This window comes from Cyanobium sp. L1E-Cus (assembly GCF_024345755.1).
Classification (GTDB): domain Bacteria; phylum Cyanobacteriota; class Cyanobacteriia; order PCC-6307; family Cyanobiaceae; genus Cyanobium_A; species Cyanobium_A usitatum.
Genome location: NZ_JAGQBS010000006.1, coordinates 15607 through 37100, shown reverse-complemented (window position 1 = coordinate 37100; position 21494 = coordinate 15607). Strand labels below are relative to the sequence as shown.

Below are 21494 nucleotides of genomic sequence, written 5' to 3'. Positions count from 1 at the left end.
ATCATCAAACGATTCAACCCTTAACCATGACCAACTCCGGCGGTGCTGCCCTCAACCAGTCCCTAGCTGCCGGAGACCCCGCCATCGCCGGGCTGATTGAAAAGGAGCTGCAGCGCCAGGAAACTCACCTGGAGCTGATTGCATCTGAGAACTTCGCCTCCCGAGCCGTGATGGAGGCCCAGGGCTCGGTGCTCACAAACAAATATGCCGAAGGCCTGCCATCCAAGCGCTACTACGGCGGCTGTGAGCATGTGGATGCGATCGAGGAGCTGGCGATTGAGCGGGCCAAGCAGTTGTTTGGTGCCGCCTGGGCCAACGTGCAGCCCCACAGCGGTGCCCAGGCCAACTTCGCCGTGTTCCTGGCGCTGTTGCAGCCCGGCGACACGATCCTGGGTATGGACCTCAGCCATGGCGGCCACCTCACCCATGGCTCGCCGGTGAACGTGAGCGGCAAGTGGTTCAACGCCGTGCACTACGGCGTGGACCCCGACACCCAGCAGCTCAATTTCGACATCATTCGCCAGCTGGCCCTGGAGCACAAGCCCAAGCTGATCGTGTGCGGCTACTCCGCCTATCCCCGCACCATTGATTTCCAGGCCTTCCGCGCCATCGCCGATGAGGTGGGCGCCTACCTGCTGGCCGATATGGCCCACATCGCCGGCCTGGTGGCGGCGGGCGTGCACCCCAACCCCGTGCCCCATTGCGACGTGGTGACCACCACCACCCACAAGACCCTGAGGGGCCCCCGCGGCGGCCTGATCCTCTGCCGCGATGCCGAGTTCGGCAAGCAGTTCGACAAGGCCGTGTTCCCCGGTAGCCAGGGCGGCCCACTTGAGCACGTGATCGCAGCCAAGGCGGTGGCCTTTGGTGAGGCCCTACAGCCCTGCTTCCGCGTCTACAGCCAGCAGGTGGTTGCCAACGCCCAGGCCCTCGCAGAGCGCATCCAGGAGCGCGGCATCGCCGTTGTGAGCGGCGGCACCGACAACCACATCGTGCTGCTGGATCTGCGCGGCATCGGTATAACAGGCAAGGTGGCTGACCTGCTGGTGAGTGATGTGCACATCACCGCCAACAAGAACACGGTGCCCTTCGATCCCCAGTCGCCCTTCGTGACCAGCGGCCTGCGCCTGGGCACCGCTGCCTGCACCACCCGCGGTTTTGACGAAGCCGCCTTCCGCGAGGTGGCCGATGTGATTGCTGATCGCCTGCTCAATCCCGAAGACAGCGCCATTGAGCAGCGCTGCCGCGATCGGGTTGCGGCTCTCTGTGAGCGCTTCCCGCTTTACACAGCAGCGCGTGAGCTTCAGCACGCTTGATCAACTTCAACGCCCGTAAGCTGGTTGCTAAAGGCCATTTTTCGGCTTGCTTCGGTCTGGTTCAGTGACCCTCGCCTACAGCCCCAACGCGGCCGCCTTGCTCACTTTTGCCGTTGCTGCTCTGTGCACGGCTTTGGTGGTGCCAGTGGTACGCCGACTCGGCTTGCGTTGGGGATTGGTGGATGCTCCCGATTCCCGCAAGCAGCACACCTCTCCCATGGTGCGCCTTGGAGGGGTCGGCATTGTTATCGCCTTCAGTGCAGCACTGGGTCTCACCTGGGCCTTGGGTGGGTTCGCCAACCTTCCCGCTGAAAAGGACCAGTTGATCTGGACCACCCTGGCTGGAGCCCTTTGCTTTTTCTTGATCGGGCTGGCAGATGATCTCTATGCCCTGCCGCCCCTGCCCCGTTTGGCCGGCCAGTTGGCCATTTCGATGGTTGCTTGGAACGAGGGTGTGCGCATCGGCAACATCGAGATCCCCATGGGCTGGTGGGGAGGCTCTGATCTGCTGCTGCCATTGCCAGATTGGTTCAGCCTGCTGGCAACGGTGATCTGGTTGGTGGGTATCACCAACGCCATCAACTGGCTTGATGGTCTCGATGGTCTGGCGGCGGGCGTGAGCGGTATCGCTGCAGTCGGTTTGTTGTCGGTGAGTTTCAGCCTGCATCAGCCTGCTGCTGGCCTGCTGGCCGCGGCGCTGGCCGGCAGCTGCCTCGGTTTCCTGCGCCACAACTTCAACCCTGCCCGCATCTTCATGGGCGACGGCGGCTCCTATTTTTTGGGCTTTGCCTTGGCGGCGATCAGCATTGTCGGTCCGGCCAAGGGGCTCACCAGCGTCAGCCTGCTGCTACCGCTGCTGATCCTGTCGCTGCCCTTGGCCGACATGTCGGCAGTGATCATGGGGCGCCTCAGCGAAGGCCACTCTCCCTTCTATCCCGATCGGCGCCACCTGCACCACCGGCTGCTGAGGACGGGACTGAGCCATCGCCGCACCGTGTTGCTCATTTATGCCTTCACCCAGTGGTTGGGCTCCCTGGCCCTGGTGCTGGTGAATGCTGAATTGCGCTTTCTCTGGCTGGCCCTGGCTACTGCGGTCCTGATCTGGGTGCTGGTTAGCACTCGCCGGGCCTTGCAGCAGCCTGCGGCCACTCGGGAGCTGTGAGGCTGTGAGCGCCGAGATTCTCTGCATCGGCACCGAGCTGCTGCTCGGCAACATCACCAATGGCAATGCCCGCTGGCTGGCGGAGCAGCTGGCGGCCCTGGGCATCGCCCACCAGCGCCAGAGCGTGGTTGGTGACAACCGCACCCGTCTGATGGCCGCGGTGCGGGAAGCGGCAGGTCGCTGCCGGGTGTTGATTACAACTGGCGGCCTCGGCCCGACCCCAGACGACCTAACCACAGAAGCTATCGCTGCTGCCTTTGACACGCCCCTGGTGGAGCACCCAGAGATCTGGACTGACATCCAGGCCCGCATCGGCGCGCGCGGTCGTTTCTGTTCCCCCAGTAACCGCAAGCAGGCATTTCTGCCCGCAGGGGCGGCGGTGTTGCCAAATCCCACCGGCACCGCCCCCGGCATGATCTGGACCCCGCCTGCGGCCTCGGGCATTCAGCCAGGTTTCACGGTGCTCACTTTCCCTGGCGTGCCAAGCGAAATGGAGGCGATGTGGTCGGGTACCGCAGAGCCATGGCTGCGCTCAGCTGGTTTGGCTGAGGGGGTGTTCGCCAGTCGCATGTTGCGCTTTTGGGGCGTTTCCGAGTCGGCTCTGGCTGAGCAGATGGCCGATCTGCTGGCCCTAGAGAACCCAACTGTGGCTCCCTACGCCGGCGCCGGTGAAGTGAAGCTGCGCCTCACGGCCAGGGCAGGCAGCGTTGCTGAAGCCCAGATCCTGCTGGCTCCGATTGAGTCGCAGATCCGGGCCCGCTCCGGTAGGGCCTGCTTCGGCGTCGATGACGACAGCCTGGCCAGTGTGGTGCTTGAGCAGATGCGCCGCCGCGGGGAGACGCTGGCTGTAGCTGAGAGCTGCACTGGCGGGGGGCTGGGGGCGGCCCTAGCGGCGGTGCCCGGAGCCTCTGATGGCTTTGTTGGTGGGGTGATTGCCTATGCCAACTCGATTAAGCAGGCGTTGCTTGGGGTGCCGCCGGCGCTGCTTGAGAGCCAAGGCGCCGTGAGCGATCCGGTTGCTATCGCCATGGCTGAGGGCGCTCGCCGTGCAACTGGTGCCACCTGGGCAATTGCTGTGACCGGCATCGCCGGCCCGGGGGGCAGCAGCAGTGAGAAGCCGGTAGGACTTGTGCATATCGCCATTGCCGGCCCGGATGGTTGCAGCAGCGAGGCAGTGCGCTTTGGCGCCACGCGTGGCAGGGTCTGGATCCAGCGGTTGACGAGCGGTGAAGCGCTCAATCGCTTGCGCCTGCGGCTGGCCGACGGCCCCGGGGCGCAGCTTTAGGCTTAAGCCTCAGTCGAACGGACCTTGCGTGAGTGCCGGCACCCTCTACGACAAGGTCTGGGATCTGCATCGGGTGGCCCAGTTGCCTGGCGGCTCCACCCAGTTGTTTATCGGGTTGCACCTGATTCATGAGGTGACCAGCCCCCAGGCCTTTGCTGCCTTGAAAGATCTGGGCCTGCCGGTGCGACTCCCCGAGCGCACCGTGGCCACGGTTGATCACATCGTGCCAACCACATCCCAGGCGCGCCCCTTCGCTGATCCCCTGGCTGAGGAGATGCTCGCCACCCTCGAGCGCAACTGCAGCGACTACGGCATTCCTTTGCATGGCCTCGGCAGCGGCCGCCAGGGAATCGTGCATGTGATTGCCCCCGAATTGGGCCTCACCCAGCCGGGTATGACCGTCGCCTGCGGCGACTCTCACACCTCCACCCACGGGGCGTTTGGGGCGATTGCCTTTGGCATTGGCACCAGCCAGGTGCGCGATGTGCTGGCCAGCCAGAGCCTGTCGATGGGCAAGCTCAAGGTGCGGAGGATTTGGGTTGAGGGTCAGCTGCAGCCCGGCGTCTATGCCAAAGACTTGGTGTTGCACATCATCCGGGTGTTGGGTGTAAAAGGTGGTGTGGGCTACGCCTACGAATTTGCCGGTCCAGCCATCGATGCTTTGACGATGGAGGAGCGCATGACCCTCTGCAACATGGCAATCGAGGGCGGTGCCCGCTGCGGCTACGTCAACCCCGACGCTGTCACCTTTGCCTACTTGCAAGGCCGGCCCTATGCCCCCAAGGCTCAAGCCTGGGAGCGGGCCGTGGCCTGGTGGCGTGGCCTGGCCAGTGGTGCAGACGCAGTTTTTGACGACGAGGTGCGCTTCGATGCTGCGGCAATTGCGCCGACAGTCACCTGGGGGATCACCCCCGGCCAGGGCATCGGCGTAGATGAAACGGTTCCAACCTTGGAGCAGACAGAGCCGGATGAGCGGCCCTTGGCCCAGGAGGCCTACCGCTACATGGATCTGCAGCCCGGCACTCCGATTGCAGGCACAGCGGTGGATGTTTGCTTCATTGGCAGCTGCACCAATGGGCGCCTGTCCGATTTGCAGGCGGCTGCGGCGGTGGCCAAGGGACGCCATGTGGCTCCGGGCATCAAGGCCTTTGTGGTGCCTGGCTCTGAACAGGTGGCGGCGGCTGCGGAAGCTGAAGGGCTTGACCAGGTGTTTAGGGAGGCTGGCTTTGAGTGGCGTGAGCCCGGCTGCTCGATGTGCCTGGCCATGAATCCAGACCGGCTTGAGGGCCGCCAGATCAGCGCTAGTTCAAGTAATCGCAACTTCAAGGGTCGCCAGGGCTCGGCTACCGGCCGCACCCTGCTGATGAGTCCGGCGATGGTGGCTGCGGCCGCAATTGCCGGCAAAGTGTGTGATGTGCGCCAGATGATTAACACCACGCCATGACCGCGGCCATGACCACCTCCAGCTTTCCCTTTGGCCCTATCTCGGCTGTGCGCGGGCGCGCCGTTGTCATCACCGGCGACGACATTGACACCGATCGAATCATTCCAGCCCGTTTTCTTAAATGTGTCACCTTTGATGGGCTTGGCGAGCAGGTGTTTGCCGATGATCGGGCCGAGCTCTCTGGGGAGCATCCCTTCGATCGAGCAGAGCTGCAGGGAGCCTCTGTGCTGGTTGTGAACCGCAACTTTGGCTGTGGCTCAAGTCGTGAGCATGCTCCCCAGGCGTTGATGCGCTGGGGTATTCGGGCGGTGGTGGGAGAAAGCTTTGCTGAGATCTTTTATGGCAACTGTCTTGCCTTGGGAATCCCCTGTTTCACCGCATCCCACGCCAGCGTGCTGAGTCTGCAAGAGACGCTGATCGCCGATCCTGGCCAGCAGCTGAGCTTGTCGCTGGCTACGGCCTCCCTGGAATCCTCCCAAGGGCAGCTTTGGCAGCTAGATATCCAGGCTGGGCCCCAGCAGATGTTGGCTTCTGGGCAATGGGATGCCACTTCCCAGTTGCTAGCCCACGATTCAGAACTTAATTGCACCGCCTCATCTTTGCCTTATTTAAACGGCTTCTAGATTTCAACGGCTTCTAGGTCTGGGTACGAAAGGTGTGCCGCTGCCAGTGAAGTTAAAGTCGTTGAGTTTGACGCGGATGCCGCCAATGCCGTCGTAGGGGCTGTAGTAGACACCAACTTCGTAGGAGCGGCGTTGCAGTTTCAACTCCACATAGGAATAGGAGGCATCGCCGTAGAAATCGGAACCATCGTCGATGTTGAAGGTGGCGCCAGCTTCGAGCACAATTGGGCCATAGATCTGTTGCGCTGCTTGAAAACTAAGGGTGCGCAGGTCTACCGTGCGGTCAAAGCCGAAAGGGCTGGCGCCGTTTAAAAAGGTGCCAGCGATTGAGGCGGAGAAGCGGGTGTAATCGAATACGGGTCGATCAAACTGTCCCAGCGTGAACGAAGGTCCGCCCCACAGGGTGAGGGTGTTCTGGTTTGCTCCATCGCTATATGTGGCTGCATAGCCACTGGCTCCGAAGTTGATTCCCAGGCCTGGTACTACCGGCACAGGTGCATAGCGCAAGCCCCGCTTGGGATCTTCGCTGGCATCAAGGGCAGAGCCCTGCCAGAGCTGCAGGGTGGTGCTTGCTGCCAGGTTGGCATAGCTACGCCATAAAGAATTAAGGGTGTCTGCTTCAAATAGTGTTGCTTCGTAGGCTCCAGATTGGGCTGCCCAGTTGAGATTCACTGGTGCTAAGTAGGGAGCTTTTTGGGGGGCAGCCTGAGCCTTGGGCTGATTCAAGACCACGTTGCCAGCTAAATTGGCGCCATAGGAATAAACTACGGTTTGAAGTCCCAGGCTGCCATTGTAAATGCGCTCGCGATAGGATCCAAATAGATCAGCGTTTGCGCTTGTATGGCCGGGCAGGTTAAGTGGAGCCGTCAGGCGGCTGGTGCTGCGGGTGCCGGATCGGAAGTTGTCCGGGTTGAGGGTAGACAGGCTGGCTTCAGCATTTAATGAGAGCCAGCCCATGGGCAGGTTGAGTCCCGCCAGCAGGCCGAACATATCTGCGAGCTTGGCTGTCTGTTCGCTGGTGGGATTAGCCAGGCTTTGTCCAGGAAGCACATAGCTACTGGTACGGCCTTCGATGGCCCGCTGCACATTCAGCTGGGGCTGGAGTTGCAAGCTGCCCCGCTTGCCTATTTTTATTGGCTCCAGATTGTAGCCAATAAAGAAGCCATCGCGATCTTCTTTATCGGTATCCCAGGCAAAACGAGATTCTTCGGCGCCGATGGTTGTGTTTGTGATTGCCGGCAAAGAAACTTTGCCGTCCAGCAGAATCTGGCTGCTGCGGCTGTTGATGCGGGTCACGCCGCGCCCATCCATAACGGCCACCACCTTGCGGGCCAGGCTCCAAGAGGCGGCAGGAGTGAAGGGATCGTTGGTAAAAGCAATTTGTTCGGCAGTCCAGCGGTTGCCTCTGATTTGGATCTGGGCTCCTTGAAAGCGAATGCGGCTGATCGTGCCCGCTTTGTTTGCGGGCGGGCGGTAGCCCTGCCCATTGCTGTTGAGCGAGTCCGTGGTGTCAATAACGGCTCCCAGGTCGAGCTTCAGGCTGGTGCTCCAGCTCTGCTGGAACGTCACGTTGCTCACCTTTGAGTCCACGTCTGGCAGCTGCTCAATCTCAGTTGCTTTAACGACAGGTTTCCCAGATCCCATCGAGATCGCCTGTGCCTGCGGGCCGCCCGCCTGGGGGGGGCCGAAAGCAACTGATTCCAGTGCCCTATTTAGAGATAGAGCTGGAGTGGAGAGCTCACTGCCAGGGCAGCCGGCTGGCGCTGGCATGGTGGGCAGGCTGCTGCGACCTGGTGGCAACACCCGCACCAGCGTTCTATTGGCAGGATCTGCGCTGAGTGGCGGACAGGCAAACGCTGGTTGGCTGAAGTTAGACGGCAGACCGTTCGTTTTGGCGTTGGGATCTGGGGAGTTGACCTCTTTCGAATTGACTTCTTTCGAATTGATTTCTTTAGAAGTGACCCCTTGAGAATTGATGTCCCGGGGAATGGTGTCCTGCTCGATAACGCCATAGACGTCTTCAAGTTCGCCGCTGCCTTCTAGTTCGCTATAGCGCAGACGGCTTGCTTGCAGGTATTGATCTCCTTTGATCAGGCGAATTTGCCCGCTGGCGTAGACACTGCGGCTGGCTTCTGCCATTTCGACTCGATCTGCCAGCAGGCGCCAGCCATTGAAGCGGGCTTCAACGTTGCCGGTGGCAACAAACCGGCCCAGTTGCTGGTCGTAGCTTTGCTGATCGGCCTTGATTACAGCAAAGTTGGGAGCAGGAATAACTGAACTAGAGGCTTTGACTGCCCCAGGCTGGCTGGGAATATCACCTGCCAGAGCCTCTGGAGCGAATAGGACGGATAGGCAAGCAGCTGTTAATAGTTGGTGGGCGAGCCTTTTTAAAGGCGATTTCCCCAGAGGCACTCGGTGGGAATTGCCAGCCAAATACATCAGCCCTTAAGACCTTCTTGAGCCTGAAGTGTTGAAGGAAGCGTGTCTGAAATTGGCACGATTAAATCAGGCGCAGCAGGTCCTTTCGGGGATCATCCCACAAACAGAATCAGGATCTTGCCTGCCTAGTGCCAGCTGATCAATCTTCCAGGTCTTTACGGCTCGGGGTGCGGCTGGGGTCGCTGGCCAAAAAGCCGAACACAAAGATCCCGATAAAGAAGAAGACGACCGAATAAACCGAGATCTTGAGGGCGAGCATGGTTCGGCCTTGGGGAATGGCGAGCGGGTGACAGGGAGTGACAGGCGCGTTGAAGGGCCTAGTCGACCCCGCAGCTGCGGGATCATCCTATGGGACTCGGCTTGCCATCCAACGATGCCTGAGGCCTCAGGACTAGGGCAGACCCCACGGATTGAAACGATTCAGTCACGTTTGCGGCCAACCCATTCGCGCTTGGATCTCCAACCACTCTGGCGCTGCGTGCAAGTGGGAGGGCGGTTTGGACCAGCCCTTGAAGATCCTTGGGGCCAGCAATGTCGTCCGGATTGGGCAGCGCGGGGGTTGGTGATCTGGCCGCGGGGTGGCCAGTGGCGGGAGCTACGGCTGCGGCTGGTTTGCCCGGCGAACTGGCTGCAGCTGCAGCAGCCGGAGCCAGTTGCCCAGGCCCGGCTGGTGCTGCGCTGGTGGGCCGACCAGGTGGAGCTGCGGGTGGATGGTGCGCCGGTGCATGGCGGCGACCTGTTTGACACCACTTGCCGCTGGTTGCTGCCCGAGCGCTGGTGGCAGGGGGAGGCCCTTGAGCTGGAGTTACGCCTGCGCAGCCCCTTGCACGACGACGGTGCCCTGATCGAGAGCCGTCTCGAGCTCGAGCCCCTGGATCCAGCCGATCCGGTGGATTTGTTGGCTGAAACCAAGGCTGAGCTTGCCCAGCTGCGCAGCGGCGAACCGCCGACAGGTCGGTTTCATGTGTTGGGCCATGCCCACCTCGATCTGGCCTGGCTTTGGCCGGTGGCCGACACCTGGCAAGCGGCCGAGCGCACCTTCACCTCTGCCCTGGATCTGATCGAGCGCTTCGAGGAGTTGCATTTCGGCCACTCCACACCGGCCCTATACGCCTGGCTGCAGCAACACCGGCCGGCCCTGTTCGCCCGCCTGCAGCGTGCGGTGGCAGCCGGTCGCTTTGAACCGATCAACGGCCCCTGGGTGGAGAGCGACTGCGTGCTGATCAGCAGCTCCTCACTGCTGCGCCAGTTTCAGCTGGGCCAGCAATTCAGCGCCGCCAGCTTCCCTGAGCTGGAGCACTATCTGGCCTGGTTGCCCGACAGCTTTGGTTTCGCCAGCGGCCTGCCGGCCGTGGCTCGCAGCACCGGCGTGCGTTGGTTTTGCACCCACAAAATGGCCTGGAATGCCACCAATCCCTTCCCCCACCGGCTGTTTCGCTGGCGCAGCCGCTGCGGTTCCGAGCTGCTGGCCCTGATCAACGCCCCGATCGGCACCGATGGCGATCCCGTGGCGATGGAGCGCTATCGCTTGGCTTGGCAAGGCGCGACTGGGGTTGATTCGGCCCTGTGGCTGCCCGGAGTGGGCGACCACGGTGGAGGCCCCAGCGCTGAAATGCTCGAGCAGCTGCGGCTCTGGCAGCAGCAAGCTGAAGCTGCTCCCCAGCATCACGGCAGCTTGCGGGGTTATTTGGCTGACCTTGAGCCGCTGGCGCCCCGGCTGCCGGTGTGGCGCGACGAGCTTTACCTGGAGCTGCATCGCGGCTGCGCCACCTCGCGCCCTGATCAGAAGCGCCACAACCGCACACTCGAGCGGCTGCTTCGGGAGGCGGAGCTGGCCCAGGCCCTAGCCGGCGATCCTGAAACGGTCGACTGGCGAACGCTGCTTTTTCAGCAGTTTCACGACATTTTGCCCGGCACCTCGATTCCAGAGGTGTTCGAGCAGGCCGAGCCCCAGTGGCGGGCAGCGCGTCGCAGCGCCTGCCTGCAACGGGATCGGGCTCTGCAGGCCTGGCTAGGAGCTGGTGACGGTGAAGATGACTGTGTGGGTGTGGGCGAGGGTTGGTGGGTAGCCCAGCTCCAGCCCCTGCCTCCCCGGGCCCGCAGCCTGCGGGTGCCGTTGGGCTGCTGGAGTTGGGGCGGTGTGAAGCTGCCGTCCCAGCCGGCCCGGGCTGGCGGCCAGTGGCTGCAGCTGCCGCTCTTGGCGGGCGTGGCCGCCCTGCCCCTAGAGCAAACGGTCGCAGCGGCGGCCCCTCAGGCAGCTCAGGTTGAGGCAGCTCAGGTTGAGGCGCCGGTGTGGCGAGAGGGCTGGCGCTGCGGCAACGGTTTGGTGAGTTTTGAGCTGGGGCCGCGGGGCCTCGAGCAGCTGTGGGATAGCCAGGATCAGCCCCAGTTGGCAGGCCCTCTGGCCTGGCGGCGTTTTGCCGATCGAGGTGAGTTTTGGGATGCCTGGGACATCGCCACGGGCTACCGGGACCATCCGCTGGCCTGGCAGTGGCAGGGCGAGCCGAGCTGGCTGGAGCAGGGAGAGCTGTGCACCAGTTTTGTGTGGCGGGGCCAGTGCGGGGCCAGTGCGGTGCGGCTTGAGGGGCGCTTACTTGCCAATACCCCCTGGCTCGAGCTTGTGCTCAGCGTCGACTGGCGCCAGCGCCATGAGCTGCTGCGCCTGGAGATCCCCCTGGCCCAGCCGGCCCAGCGCTGGGCGGCGGATACCTCCGGTGGGGTGCTGGAAAGGCCAGCCCAGCCGGTCACTGCCCGCGAGCAGGCCCGCTGGGAGCTGCCAGCGATCAGCTGGATCGCTTCTGTGGCTACTGGCGGCGGCTTGGCGGTGCTGCTCGATGGGCCCCAGGGGGTGTCGGCTAGTCCGGAGCAGTTGGGTGTGTCGCTGCTGCGGGCGCCTACTTGGCCCGATCCTGGCGCCGATAACGGCCTGCAGCGCCTGCGGCTGGCCCTGGCGCCCTGCCCAGCAGGCTGGTGCCGGGCCCAGGTGCCCCAGCAGGCGGTGGCCTTCAGGGAACCGCTATGGCTGCGGCCGGCGGCGGCCCAGGGCCGGCCTAAACGACATCAGGCCCTGCCTCCCCTGGGCGAGGGGCTGTTGCTACTGGGCTGCCGGCCGCTAGGGGAGTCGGGGGACGTGGTGCTCACCGTGCAGAACTGTTCCCCTTGCCGCCGTAACCTGGAGGTGGGAGAGAGCTGGCAGCTATTGGAGCGACTCGATGGCCTGGATCAGCCTCTGATTTCCCAGGGAAAGCTCTCTGAAGATCCCTGGCTGCTGGCGCCGTGGAGCCTGGGTTTTTGGCGAGTGCACCCTGATTGGGTAAGCGCTTAGCGCTCAGTCGTCGTGGTCGTCAAAGGGGTCGGTGAGGCCCTTGGAGGGCGGCCCGAAGGCTTGGTACACCCCAAAACCGGTGAGTGAAAGCAGCACCGCCAGCACGGCGAGGGCCACGGAAAGGGCCGGGGAGCTGGTGGTGGCGGTGGGGTCCATGGAGGTGGAAGGGGAATGCAGGTGACGGGTTGCGTCACAACTCTCGACGGACAACCGCGGCGCGGTACGCGAGGCCCTTACAGTACTTAAAGCGAATCCATGCCCGAGAGGCTGCAGCAGACATGGCCCAACGCACCCGCCTCGGAGACATCCTGCGGCCACTCAATTCTGAGTACGGCAAGGTCGTTCCCGGCTGGGGCACCACGCCCGTCATGGGCATTTTTATGGTGCTCTTCTTGGTGTTTCTGCTGATCATCCTGCAGCTCTACAACAAGTCCTTGCTGCTCGAGGGCATCACGGTCAACTGGAACGGCCTCGGCTGATGAACGTGTTTGGCATTGGCTTGCCTGAGCTGGCGGTAATTGCCGCCATCGGGCTGCTGGTGTTCGGACCAAAGCGCCTGCCGGAGCTCGGTAAAACCCTGGGCCGAACTCTTAAGGGTTTTCAATCGGCCTCCTCTGAGTTCGAAAAGGAGCTGCGCACGGCGATCACCACCGCCGAACCTGTTGCGGCTGACCTACCAGTTGCAGTTTCTGCAACTGAGCTTGTTTCAGCTGATGCCTCCGGGGCTGATGCTCCAGAGCTGATTGAGCAGTCTTTCGATGGTCCTGCGGCCTGAGTTGTCGTTGCAGTTGGTGGTGGGCCTGGGTAATCCCGGAGCCAAGTACTTAGGTACTCGCCACAACGTGGGCTTTATGGCCCTTGAGCGATTAGCCGATTGCGCTGGTGGTGCATCTTTTCGGCAGCAGCCCAAGCTTCAGGGCTTGGTGGCTGAGGTGGGTTCGGGGCCTTCCCGGCTGCGGCTGTTGATGCCCCAGACCTATATGAATGAAAGTGGTCGTTCGATCCGCGCAGCCCTTGACTGGTTTGGTTTAGAGCCCGCCCAGTTGCTGGTGGTGGTTGACGACATGGACCTGCCCCTCGGCAAGTTGAGACTGCGGGCTACGGGCAGTGCCGGGGGGCATAACGGCCTGCGCAGCACCATCAGCCACCTAGGTACCCAGGACTTTCCGCGGCTTCGTATTGGTATTGGCGCCCCCGCCCAAGATCCCGGCGAGCGCCGCGCCCGCACAGTTGGCCATGTGCTCGGACGCTTCACGCCTGCCGAGCAGCCCCTGCTCGAGGAGGTGCTGCGCGAGGTGGAGGCAGGTATTGGCCTGATCCAGCGCCTCGGCCTGGAGCGGGCTGGCAACCGACTTAACGGTTTTCAGCCCCAGGGCGCGGCAGCCTGAGCCGATGGCACGCCTTCCCTCCACCACTGCCCAGTTGCGGGTGCTGCACCAGAGCTTCAGCCAGCGGGTGCTGGAGGGGGAGGTGAGTGCGGGCGGCTACCAATGGAGTTTCCGCTGGGCCTTTGACCGCGGTGAACTCAGCGTTGAGCCTTCTTTGGGCAGGGCTCTGATCCAGGATGCCCTGCTGCGTTATCTGCTCAAGGTCGACTACCAGCTCGAGCCTGGCGGTGACTACATCTTTACGGTTCGGGCCCGTTTTTAAACCGATTCAGCCTCCGGCGCGGCCGGCAGCGGCCATCGCCTCAGCACCTCCTGGTTGCTGCGTTGCATAGTCACCCCGTAGTAGCGCTCTATCAGCAGCTGGGCCACCACATCGTCGATATCCCGGGGGGGCAATCGCAAGCCCGCCGGCAGCAGCCGCCTCCAGCCCCTAGGGGGCCAAAGCTGCCAGTAGCGCTCGCGGGCCGCCAGGGTGCTGCCGCTCTCATCCACCACAGCTAGGGCCAGCCGCTGCTGGCCAAGTTGGCTGCACCAGTCTTGGCTGCCGGTGCCATTTCCGAGCACAACCTGGCCAAGCCCCACTTGCTGCCAGCTTTTGAGCAGGGCGAGGCAGGCTTGTGGGGGCAGGATTGCAGCCTGCCGGATCTGGCCAACGGCAGGATCAGCCAGCACTAGACCGCATTTGCTGCGCCCGGGATCGAGGCCTGCTACCAGGCCCGCCGCAGCGCCCGTCATGGGCGGCGAGGGCCCGGCCCCGATTGGGCGGGAGATGGGGCCGCCAACCAGCGCAATTCCACTGCAATTGGGTCGGCGGTGCTGGCGCTGTTGATGGCGAGGGCCTCTAGTTGGGCAACCTGGCCCGGCTGGCGCTCGCTCAGCTCCCGGGCAAGCTTTTTAAAGCTGGCCGCATCGAACTGCAGCCCTTCCACCAATGTGCCCTGGCGCTGGGCTCGGGCATAGGCAGCGGCCAGCAGCAGGTTGAGTCGCCGCGAAACCGGCTCCAGGGCTGTGAGGTCGCCCTCGATCGTGGTGCTGGCCAGCACTTCACCTGCTTTAACTACTGGGCGGTTGGGGCGTAGGTCTGGGAAGGCAAGCACCTGGCGCTCGCCCCTCAGCACGTTGGCGGCCGAGAGAATGCTCACCACCCAGCTGCCGGGTTTGGCCAGCAGGCCTTCCAGCTTGCTGATGTCATTTTTGGGTACCAGCAGGATCTGGCGATCGGGGGGCTGGCCGGGCAGCACCCGCCTGAAGGCGTTGAGATTGGCCTGCTGCAGCAAGGCGTTGATCACCTCCTTGGCCTGCTCGGGGCGCTCAAGGGTCACCTTGGCGCTGGCCAAGGTCTGACCGCTGCTGAGCACCACGTCGCCGCGGCGCAGGGCAATCAGGTTGCTCTCCAGGTCTTTAAGTTCTTGGGCTCCGGCGCTAATCCTGCGGCGCACCTGGGCTAGTTCCGCTTCGGTGCGGCGGATTTCCGCATCCCGCCCCTTCACCTCCTGGCTGAGACGGCTGCGCTCCAGCTCCAACCGGTTGCGCTGTGCAAGAAGTGGCGCCAGCTCTTTGCGCAATTTGCTGGCGCGGGCTTGGGCCTGCTCAAAGCGCGTCTGAGCCTCGCGTTTGCCCTGTTCGGCCCGCGCCACCTGCAGGCGGCTGCTGGCTAGTTGGCTGTTGCTGCGGCTCAGTTGGCTGCGGCTGGTTTGCAGCCGTTGCTCCAGTCGATCGAGTTCAAACAGGCCCGTGCGCAGCCGCTCGCTTACCAGCAGCATCAGGCCGAGGGAGATGGCACTGATCAGGCTGCCGGTGAGCACCGTGATCAACACCGCGGTGCGGCGGGGCCGCATCCCCAACAGGCTCAAGCGCGCCTTGCCCACCAGGCTGCCGAGTCGGTCGCCCAGGGTGGAGAGCACTCCCCCCAGGGCGAGCAGAGCGAGGATCAGCAGCCAGCCCGTCACATACGTCCCCGGAGGGCCCCAGTATCCCTGGCGTTCAGCTGAAGCGCTTGGCTAGGGCGATTGGATCAAACACAGTGATCTTTTTGCGGTCGATCTGAACCAGCCCGTCGTTGCGCAGGTCGCCCAGCAGGCGAGTGATTGTGACGCGGGTGGAGCCAATCGCTTCGGCAATCGCCTGGTGGGAGAGGCGCAGATCAATCGTGATCCCTTCCGAGCTGGGCACGCCGAAATCGCGGCACAGCACCAGCAGGAAGCTCACCAGCCGCGAGCTCATGTCGCGGTGGGTGAGGGTTTCGATCATCGTTTCGGTCTGCAGTATTCGCGAAGACAGGCCCTGCAGCAGCAGCAAGCCCACGCTGGCGTCCTGCTCGATCGCCCGGCGCACGGAGGTGGCTGGTGCGGTCACCATCTCGACCCTGGTGAAGGCCACAGCGTGATAAAAACGATCGGAGCGCTGGCCGGTAAGCAGCGAGAGCACACCAAACAGGCTGTTCTCACGCAACAGGGCCACGGTGATCTCCTCGCCGGATTCATATACCCGCGACAGCCGGACCGCTCCGCGCCGCAGCAGATAGACCCGCTCGGCTGGATCGCCGGGAAAAAAAATCGTCTTGCCCCGTTCGATCGTCTCGACACTGCTGCCGGCCAGGCCCCGGATCACTTCCAACAGGGTGGGGTTGCCCTGGCCGGCGCTGCCCATGCCTGCCACCACGCCAGGAGCACCCGTCGATGGGGTGTTGGCGGTACGGCTAAATCCGTGGGTAGCGCCAACCATCAAGGTCTTGGCAAGTGCCGGGACCCTAAGGATCACCCGGGGGGCGGCTTGTAGCAATACACACGGTTTGAGACGACACCGCCGGCGCCCCTGCGCACCAGTACGTATGTTTCCGCTAGGGATGGTGTCGTTTGCTTGTGGAGCGGCCCGATCCCGCTACATTCAGCTCCGCGAGGCCATGGGCTGCTCGTGGTGCCCCAGGTCTGTTTTTCGATTTTCAAGGTTCTTATTCAGGTTGTTCATGACCGCGAGCTTGCCCGTCTCAGGCCTCACCTCCTCCTCTGGAGCTGGTTTTCCGGCGGTCCAGCACCAACCTCAGCGCTCTGGCCATCGCCCTTTGGCTGTGGCGGCTGCCGCGTCCGCCCCTTCTGCTGCGCCGGCATTGCGGCTGGTGGCCCAGTCGGAGGGCTTACTGCAAATCCATACGGCGCCTTTCCGCGGCAGTTACGGTGCCGTGCTCAGCCAGGCCCTACGTAGTGCCGGCTTGGGCAGCCGGGTGCTAGTTACTCAGTTCCTTAAGGGCGGCGTAGATCAGGGCCTCGGCAGCAGCGTCTGGCTCTGTGGGCGACTGCAATGGCTGCGGCCCGGTGTGCCCGGCTGTCTGTCAGAGCCAGCTGCCCACCAGGGGCTCGAGCTGTTGGAGGCGGTGCGCCAGGTGTGGGCCTTCAGCCGCGAGCAGCTGCTCAGTGGTGCGGTGGATCTGATGGTGCTCGATGAGCTGGGCTTGGCTGTGGAGCTGGGCTACATCGAGCAGGCTGAAGTGTTGGCAACCTTGGAGCGCCGCCCAGCCCATCTAGATGTCATTTTGACAGGGCCAGCCATGACTCCTGAGTTGATGGCCATGGCTGATCAGGTCACCCAGTTGCGCCGAGGCCTCTGATGCTGAAGAACGATCGCTGGATCAACGAGCAGGCTGGGGCAGGAATGTTGCAGCCATTTCAGTCGACCCTGGTGCGCCACCTCGATCCCGCTACGGCGGGCTCCCCGGTGCTCAGCTACGGCTGTTCTTCCTATGGCTACGACTTGCGGTTGTCGGCCAAGGAATTTTTGATCTTTCGGCATGTGCCTGGCACCGTGATGAACCCCAAGCGGTTCAACCCGGCGAACCTGGAGCCGGCGCCGCTGCACAGCGACGAAGACGGTGAGTACTTCATCCTGCCAGCCCATTCCTATGGCTTGGGAGTGGCACTGGAGAAGATGAAGGTGCCATCAAATATCACGGTGATCTGCCTGGGTAAGAGCACATACGCCCGACTAGGCATCATTGTTAATACGACGCCAGCGGAAGCCGGCTGGGAGGGTCACCTCACCCTGGAGTTCAGTAATTCTTCGGGTGCTGACTGCCGTATTTATGCAAATGAGGGAATCTGTCAGCTGCTCTTTTTTGAGGGCGATCCCTGCGAGACTACCTATCAAGATAGGGCTGGTAAATATCAGCACCAGCCCGAACGCGTCACTTTGGCAAGAATTTAGTTTCCCGCATAAAGCCCTATGGGGCGAGTCTCGCTTTATGCAAGCGGCTCTTTTCATACCAGTCAGCGAATTGGGGTGTCCAAGCCTGTAGGTGGGGCCACATCAGATCACAGAGCTCACGGATCTCCTGCTGGGCGTCGAGCTTGGCGCGCAGATCAAGGAAGTGCAGAAACGCCCGTAGGGTGAAGCTCACCACAAAGTGCTGGCGGTAGTCGAAGGGCAGGATGCCGCGGGCGTGTTCCTCGGCGAAGCCAGCCGCCAAAAGGTCGCGGTAGCGTGCCGCCGCAGCACTGCAGAGCTCCAGATCTATGTAGCGCTGCTCTTCTGTGTAGGCGTATTTTTTGCCTTGCCGGTCGCTATAGCTACCTACGGGCCGTAAATAGAACACCTCCTCCAGTTCCAGTTCACCATTGGCGGCCTTGCAGATGCGATCGCCGGTGTAGCGCATTGATTGCACGTCAAAGCTCACCCCCACCCGGTGTGTACGCGCCTGCTGCATTACCGAGTGGGGAAACCAGCCAACGTTGAGCACGATCTGGGCGTGTTCTAAGGGGCCGTAGTGACCGCGCTCGCCGGCGAGAAGTCGTTTGATGCAGATTTCTCCAGCCTTGGTTTCGTCCGGCCAGTTGGCGGAGTCTGCGGCGACAAAACCCTCGCTGTAGTCCTGGTGCATGCCGGCATAAACGCACTGCTGTGGGTTAGGCGTGGCGGCGATAAGGGCGACGCGGAAACGGGAATCCATGGCGGGCGTCAACCGTGGCTGCGAGGTCCGGCCATCGTGGCAGCATCTGGTGGACCTGCCGAGGCTGTGTTGCGTTCGCCCGCATCGAGGCTGCTCACTGCGCCCACACCGGCGAAGGCGGGCAGTGGGCTGCCGCTGATCAGGGCGCTGCTGAGGGCGCGCAGTTCGTTGAGGCTGCGGGCGCCAATCGAGCGGCCCACCGCTTCACCGGCAGGATTGAACAGCTCTAGTTGGGGAATGCCGTTGACGTCGTAGCGCTCCAGCTCCGGCTGCCAGCGCGGATTGTCAACGTTGAGCAGCACCACATCGAGCTGGCCGCGGTGTTGGGCTTCGATCGTTTCCATTGCCGGAGCCATGGTGCGGCAGGCGTCGCACCAGTCGGCGTAGAACTCCACCAGCGTTGGCTTGCCATTGCGCAAGGCCACGGGTAGATCCAGGGATTGGCGCGCCAAGCGCTCCAGGGGAGCCTCCGGATTCAGTCCGCCCCGGAACCACAGCAGGCCCGCTGCCAGTAGGGCCGCCAGCACGACTAGCAGCAGCCGTTCGCTTGGCCCCAGGCCGGAATTCGGGGTGGAGTTGGTCATGACTGCACTTTGCCAGTGCTTGCTAGCGTTTTGCGGAGGTAAGCGTGCTGTTCCCGCGAACCGGATCCTCGTGAAACGGCGCCTAACCCTGCACTTTCCCCGCGAAGCGGTGCATCAGCCGATCACCTATCGGCTGGCGGTGGATTTCGATATCGCCGCCAAGATCCTGCGCGCCCAGATTTCCCCCAACCAGAGCGGCACCATGGTGGTGGAGCTCTCCGGCGACATCGACGAACTAACAGCGGCGGAAGCCTGGCTAGAAAGTCAGGGACTCGGCCTCAACCGGGCGCCAGGTCAGATAGCCGTAGATCGCAGTCTCTGTGTTGACTGCGGCCTCTGCTCGAGCGTTTGCCCCAGCGGTGCCCTCAGCTTGACCCAGCCGGCTTGGCAGCTGCAATTCGATGCGCAACGCTGCTTGGTGTGCGAACAGTGCATTCCGAGTTGCCCTCTGGATGCGATTTCCCTGGTGCTGGCTCCCCCGTGATGGCGATGTTGCGTCTGCTGTTGCTGCCCTTGCGGGCGCCGATGCTGCTGGTGCTGGTAGTGATATCCGTTTACGAGGGCTTGCAGTGGAGCCAGCCGCTCGAGGGTGCGGCAGCGTCGGGGATGGGGCAGTTATCCAGCTTGTTCTGGTCGCTTGACTGTCTCCACGCCTTGCTGGTGGTGGTGGTGTGCACCATGCCCGACCTGCTGCTGCAGCGGATTTCCAATTTGATGGCCGCCAGTCGGGTGATGAGCCTGGTGATCAGCCTTTTGATCGTCACGGTGGGTGGCCTCTATCTGCTCCACCTCAAAGTGCTCACCAATGTGCTGATCCTGGGCACCACTGTGTTGTTGGCACGCCTCGATCTAGCTCGGATTCGGGTGGCACCCCCGCCGGTGCTCCTGGCAGGGGTGCTGGGTGTGCTCGTGTTGTCAGGGGCATGGGTGGGCCGCTGGCTGGCAAGCGGTGGCTAGCAGCTAGCCAGAGGCCTCTCTTGAAAGTTCCAAAAGTTGCCGAGCACTTTTTTGACGTACAGCCGGGTTTCCGGGTAGGGGATGGCCTCTATCCATAGCTCCGGTTCTTGTTGCAGTTGGGGTGTCACCCAGCCAGCGGTGGCACCGGGGCCGGCGTTGTAGCTGGCAGCCATCAGCACGGGGTTGCCCTGCCACTGGCCCAGCAGTTGCTTTAGGTAGAGCGCGCCTAACTGGGCATTGCGGGCTGGGTCGGTGAGGTCATCGGCTGCCAGGGGCGTGCCGGCTAGTTCGGCGGCGGTGGCCGGCATCAGTTGGAGTAAGCCGACGGCACCGGCGCCGGAGCTCACCCCGGGGCTGAAGCGCGATTCCTGTTTTGCTACGGCTGCCAGCAGGGTTGCCGGTACCCCGGCGGTTGAGCCAGCCTCCTCGAGCTCCGCCACGAAGCTGGCGGTTTGCAGGTCGAGCTCAAGCTGTTGGGCCAGGGCGCAGTTTGCATTCACCGGTAGGCGCAGGCTGGCTTGCTCGAGTTGGCCGAGTCCTATCCAGTGGTCTCCCACGGCTCGGCGTAGCCGGCCTTCGGTAATCAGCTCCTGGGGACTAGTGGGGGGGGAACTCCGCTCCGTGCGCCAGTGCTCCCAGGCTTCCAGGGGTTGGCCCAGGCGCCAGAGCCGGTCGATCTGCCAGTCGCCGCTGCCCAGGGGGTGCCATTGGGGTTGCACAAGGGCCGGGCTGCTGCGGGGATCGAGGTTGAGATCGCCGCGGCCTAGTCGCACCGCCGCCCGCCAGCCGTAGTAGCCGCCGGGATGCTGTTTGATCAGATCACTCCAGGTGCGTTGTGCTTTGGCGGTGGCGGCTTGCTGCTTCTGGCTGAAACCCAGCCAGAAGCGCTGGCGTCCCACCAGCCCCACCGGCAATTCGCGACCGATCGGTGCACTCAGCAGCGTTGTGGCCGTTGCCCATTGACGCTTGAGCAGGGCCTGGCGGGCTTGCTGCCACTGCAGTTCCCAGCTGGCTGGATCGTTGGGCCAGCGCTGCAGCACCGCCAGCGTCGCGCCGATGTCGCCACTCTCCATCGCCCGCCGCGCCTGCACCGGGGCCGTGTCTTGCAGGGCAGAGGGCAGCCCCTTCAAGGCCTGGAGAGCCCTGGGCCCGGGCTGTTCGCTGAGCAGGGCTGCGGCCTCGCTGGCCTGGCTGGAGCGCGGCGCGGATTTGGCCAGTTGCAGCAGCAGACTTTCGGCCTGGGCCTGCTGCTGGCTGCCGCCACCGAGCAGGGCCCGGCTGAGGGCTAGCTGGGTTGCTGGGCTCGGCGGACTGCCCTTGAGGCAGCTCAGGGCAGCGGCCGAGTCGCCTAGCTGGGCCAGGCTCCTGGCCAATTGGTCCCGCTGGCCAGGGGTAGCTGCTGCGGGCGTGCTCTGGCAGGCCTGGCGGAAGCGTGGCCCTGCACCGGGCCAGCGCACACCGTGACGGGCCAGGTGCAGGGCTGCCTGGAGGCGATCTGCGTCGCTCGGGCCCGCCTCCACGGCGGCTGCTAGGGCCGCGGGATGGGAGGCGAAGCGGCTGCGTAGTTTCTGCCGCAGCTGGGGCTGCTGCCGGCCCAGGGCATAAAGCCCATCGGCTGAGGCGGGCGTGTCGGGGAAGCGCCGCACAAGCTGCTGCCAGCGTTGCTGGGCGGCTGCCTGATCACCTAGGGCTTCGGCGGCCAGGGCATCGCGTTTGAGCACCAGGGCGGCTAGCTCATCGCCACCCCAGCCCTGGCCGCGCAGCAACCGGCGCTCGCCGGCTAGGTCGCCTTTTGCCTGGCGCGGCAGCAGCAGCAAGCTGGCCTCCCGCCGCCGCTCCGGATCGGGCGAGAACCGCCGCAGGCGCTCCAGGGTGGGGGTGGGTGTGCTGGGGTCTGGCGCGGGAATCAGGGTCAGTAGTGCCCTGCCGCCCACCAAGGCGGCGCCGCTGCCCAAGCAGGTGAGGGCCAGCAGCAGGGGGAGGCGAGCCAAGGGCAATAGCGGCGCAGCTTCGGCATTCTGGGGAGGTGTGA

Annotated in this window: 23 protein-coding genes; 14 read left to right on the top strand and 9 right to left on the bottom strand. The window is 63.5% G+C overall.

From position 1 onward, the window contains the following. The first annotated feature begins 26 nt into the window (after positions 1 to 26). From glyA to KBZ22_RS07165, 5 genes are all read left to right on the top strand, one after another. Complete coding sequence (gene glyA / locus KBZ22_RS07185) at positions 27 to 1316, top strand: serine hydroxymethyltransferase (RefSeq protein ID WP_255021537.1); 1290 nt, start codon at positions 27 to 29, stop codon at positions 1314 to 1316. 64 nt (positions 1317 to 1380) lie between these two features. After that, a complete protein-coding gene (locus tag KBZ22_RS07180; protein WP_255021536.1) occupies positions 1381 to 2478 on the top strand; it encodes a glycosyltransferase family 4 protein in 1098 nt (365 codons plus the stop codon). A 4-nt stretch (positions 2479 to 2482) separates the two neighbouring features. After that, positions 2483 to 3763, top strand: a complete 1281-nt coding sequence (locus KBZ22_RS07175) for a competence/damage-inducible protein A (RefSeq protein WP_255021535.1) — start codon at positions 2483 to 2485, stop codon at positions 3761 to 3763. A 28-nt stretch (positions 3764 to 3791) separates the two neighbouring features. After that, positions 3792 to 5207: a 3-isopropylmalate dehydratase large subunit gene (leuC, locus tag KBZ22_RS07170; RefSeq protein WP_255021534.1), complete on the top strand. Its 1416-nt coding sequence runs from the start codon at positions 3792 to 3794 to the stop codon at positions 5205 to 5207. 8 nt (positions 5208 to 5215) lie between these two features. Continuing rightward, positions 5216 to 5830 (top strand): 3-isopropylmalate dehydratase small subunit 2, encoded by a 615-nt coding sequence (locus tag KBZ22_RS07165; protein ID WP_255021533.1) that lies wholly within the window; start codon positions 5216 to 5218, stop codon positions 5828 to 5830. A gap of 3 nt (positions 5831 to 5833) precedes the next feature. On the opposite strand, the gene KBZ22_RS07160 is transcribed toward KBZ22_RS07165, so the two are convergent. Both KBZ22_RS07160 and KBZ22_RS07155 read right to left on the bottom strand, forming a co-directional pair. Continuing rightward, on the bottom strand, positions 5834 to 8242 hold the full coding sequence (locus tag KBZ22_RS07160; protein WP_255021532.1) for a DUF3769 domain-containing protein: 2409 nt from the start codon (positions 8240 to 8242) through the stop codon (positions 5834 to 5836). 166 nt (positions 8243 to 8408) lie between these two features. Continuing rightward, complete coding sequence (locus tag KBZ22_RS07155; protein WP_006172424.1) at positions 8409 to 8528, bottom strand: photosystem II reaction center protein I; 120 nt, start codon at positions 8526 to 8528, stop codon at positions 8409 to 8411. Between the two features lie 303 nt (positions 8529 to 8831). Between KBZ22_RS07155 and KBZ22_RS07150 the strand changes: the two genes are divergently transcribed. Next, the gene (locus tag KBZ22_RS07150; protein ID WP_255021531.1) at positions 8832 to 11594 is read left to right on the top strand and encodes an alpha-mannosidase; all 2763 of its coding nucleotides are present in this window, start codon (positions 8832 to 8834) and stop codon (positions 11592 to 11594) included. 3 nt (positions 11595 to 11597) lie between these two features. Here the strand turns inward: KBZ22_RS07150 and psbN are convergent, their stop codons facing one another. Next, positions 11598 to 11750, bottom strand: a complete 153-nt coding sequence (psbN, locus tag KBZ22_RS07145; protein WP_106632281.1) for a photosystem II reaction center protein PsbN — start codon at positions 11748 to 11750, stop codon at positions 11598 to 11600. Between the two features lie 122 nt (positions 11751 to 11872). Between psbN and psbH the strand changes: the two genes are divergently transcribed. Genes psbH through KBZ22_RS07125 form a run of 4 tightly spaced genes read left to right on the top strand, consistent with a single transcriptional unit; the run spans position 11873 to position 13244 of the window. Beyond that, complete coding sequence (gene psbH, locus KBZ22_RS07140; RefSeq protein WP_094559148.1) at positions 11873 to 12073, top strand: photosystem II reaction center phosphoprotein PsbH; 201 nt, start codon at positions 11873 to 11875, stop codon at positions 12071 to 12073. Next, positions 12073 to 12369: a TatA/E family twin arginine-targeting protein translocase gene (locus KBZ22_RS07135; protein ID WP_255021530.1), complete on the top strand. Its 297-nt coding sequence runs from the start codon at positions 12073 to 12075 to the stop codon at positions 12367 to 12369. The genes psbH and KBZ22_RS07135 overlap by 1 nt, the downstream gene beginning before the upstream one ends. Beyond that, the gene (gene pth / locus KBZ22_RS07130; protein WP_255021529.1) at positions 12353 to 12982 is read left to right on the top strand and encodes an aminoacyl-tRNA hydrolase; all 630 of its coding nucleotides are present in this window, start codon (positions 12353 to 12355) and stop codon (positions 12980 to 12982) included. Before KBZ22_RS07135 ends, pth begins: the two co-directional genes overlap by 17 nt. Before the next feature lie 4 nt (positions 12983 to 12986). Further along, complete coding sequence (locus tag KBZ22_RS07125) at positions 12987 to 13244, top strand: DUF3146 family protein (protein ID WP_106632284.1); 258 nt, start codon at positions 12987 to 12989, stop codon at positions 13242 to 13244. Here the strand turns inward: KBZ22_RS07125 and KBZ22_RS07120 are convergent. The 3 genes from KBZ22_RS07120 to ntcA are packed head-to-tail and all read right to left on the bottom strand — an operon-like array spanning position 13241 to position 15706. Beyond that, positions 13241 to 13717, bottom strand: coding sequence for a resolvase (locus KBZ22_RS07120; protein WP_255021528.1), 477 nt, complete (start codon positions 13715 to 13717; stop codon positions 13241 to 13243). The two genes, KBZ22_RS07125 and KBZ22_RS07120, sit on opposite strands and share 4 nt — an antisense overlap. Next, positions 13714 to 14931, bottom strand: coding sequence for a DUF3084 domain-containing protein (locus tag KBZ22_RS07115; RefSeq protein WP_255021527.1), 1218 nt, complete (start codon positions 14929 to 14931; stop codon positions 13714 to 13716). The genes KBZ22_RS07120 and KBZ22_RS07115 overlap by 4 nt, the downstream gene beginning before the upstream one ends. Positions 14932 to 14965: 34 nt before the next feature. Next, positions 14966 to 15706: a global nitrogen regulator NtcA gene (gene ntcA / locus KBZ22_RS07110; protein WP_106632287.1), complete on the bottom strand. Its 741-nt coding sequence runs from the start codon at positions 15704 to 15706 to the stop codon at positions 14966 to 14968. A gap of 241 nt (positions 15707 to 15947) precedes the next feature. Between ntcA and KBZ22_RS07105 the strand changes: the two genes are divergently transcribed. Continuing rightward, positions 15948 to 16586 (top strand): cob(I)yrinic acid a,c-diamide adenosyltransferase, encoded by a 639-nt coding sequence (locus tag KBZ22_RS07105; protein ID WP_106632288.1) that lies wholly within the window; start codon positions 15948 to 15950, stop codon positions 16584 to 16586. After that, positions 16586 to 17179: a dCTP deaminase gene (gene dcd, locus KBZ22_RS07100; protein WP_255021526.1), complete on the top strand. Its 594-nt coding sequence runs from the start codon at positions 16586 to 16588 to the stop codon at positions 17177 to 17179. The genes KBZ22_RS07105 and dcd overlap by 1 nt, the downstream gene beginning before the upstream one ends. Positions 17180 to 17195: 16 nt before the next feature. Here dcd and thyX read toward each other — a convergent pair whose 3' ends face one another. Continuing rightward, positions 17196 to 17921 carry an FAD-dependent thymidylate synthase gene (gene thyX / locus KBZ22_RS07095; protein WP_255021525.1) on the bottom strand — a complete coding sequence of 242 codons (726 nt, stop codon included), beginning with the start codon at positions 17919 to 17921 and terminating at the stop codon, positions 17196 to 17198. A gap of 8 nt (positions 17922 to 17929) precedes the next feature. Continuing rightward, the gene (locus KBZ22_RS07090; protein WP_255021524.1) at positions 17930 to 18505 is read right to left on the bottom strand and encodes a thioredoxin domain-containing protein; all 576 of its coding nucleotides are present in this window, start codon (positions 18503 to 18505) and stop codon (positions 17930 to 17932) included. Between the two features lie 70 nt (positions 18506 to 18575). Here KBZ22_RS07090 and KBZ22_RS07085 point away from each other — a divergent pair, with 70 nt between their 5' ends. Further along, entirely contained in the window at positions 18576 to 18989 is a 414-nt protein-coding gene (locus KBZ22_RS07085) for an NIL domain-containing protein (protein WP_254998825.1), read from the top strand. Beyond that, positions 18989 to 19462: a hypothetical protein gene (locus KBZ22_RS07080; RefSeq protein WP_106632293.1), complete on the top strand. Its 474-nt coding sequence runs from the start codon at positions 18989 to 18991 to the stop codon at positions 19460 to 19462. The genes KBZ22_RS07085 and KBZ22_RS07080 overlap by 1 nt, the downstream gene beginning before the upstream one ends. On the opposite strand, the gene KBZ22_RS07075 is transcribed toward KBZ22_RS07080, so the two are convergent. After that, entirely contained in the window at positions 19459 to 21453 is a 1995-nt protein-coding gene (locus tag KBZ22_RS07075) for a lytic transglycosylase domain-containing protein (RefSeq protein ID WP_255021523.1), read from the bottom strand. The two genes, KBZ22_RS07080 and KBZ22_RS07075, sit on opposite strands and share 4 nt — an antisense overlap. Between the last annotated feature and the right edge of the window lie 41 nt (positions 21454 to 21494).